The 807-nt window shown below is 45.8% G+C and carries 1 protein-coding gene and 1 pseudogene; one reads left to right on the plus strand and one right to left on the minus strand.

Annotated features, from left to right (window positions below):
* Window positions 1-287, minus strand: a pseudogene (locus A3738_RS08205) (hypothetical protein); the annotation flags it as partial.
* A gap of 153 nt (window positions 288-440) precedes the next feature.
* On the opposite strand from A3738_RS08205, the gene purE reads away from it, so the two are divergent.
* Window positions 441-807: 5-(carboxyamino)imidazole ribonucleotide mutase (gene purE / locus A3738_RS08210; protein ID WP_068763519.1), on the plus strand; the 367-nt coding region annotated here is incomplete at its 3' end.

Raw genomic sequence — 807 nt, forward strand, 5'->3', positions numbered from 1 at the left:
ATAGAAAGCTTACTTTGGTTAATGAATGCCAGCGCTTCCGACAAATCTTTATTCAGCGCATCGACCGTTCTTTTCTGCTCTAAATATGCCCAACCCAAAAACGCAAAAAGCACCAAAGTTAGAGCAAAGCACCCTATAAATAATGGAAGCCCTGAATTCCCAGCTTGTTTTTGCGACTTATCATTTTCGACAGCTTTCTTTGGCTTTGACTTTTTCGAAGCAGTCACGCCAGAAGAGCGCTCTTGAAACCTATCTAACTCATCGCGCTCAGGCCTTAACCCATCCATAAACAACCTCTTTATTATCACTCTTGTCCTAGGGATAAATTCTATCGTGATGATCGGTATTTCTAAATAGCATTTGCATGGTATTCATTCGATGAATAAGATGAGCACCCCACCCCATCAGCTGAAATGCAGCGGTTTTTAAGGAGTCAAACCATGCAAGCGAAAGTAGGTATTATTATGGGCTCAACATCAGATTGGCCCACTATGGAGCATGCAGCGAACATGCTCGACACTCTTGGCGTGAGCTATGAAACACAGGTTGTGTCTGCACACAGAACACCCGACCTGTTGTTTGATTACGCATCTTCTGCTGCCGAGCGTGGTATTCAAGTCATTATTGCTGGCGCAGGTGGTGCAGCCCATCTACCTGGTATGGTGGCATCAAAAACTGAACTCCCAGTTTTAGGCGTTCCAGTTCAATCAAAGGCATTGAATGGCATTGACTCACTACTATCAATCGCTCAAATGCCAGGCGGCATTGCCGTCGGGACACTTGCCATCGGCACACCGGGCGCCAAGA

This window comes from Oleiphilus sp. HI0066 (assembly GCF_001635725.1).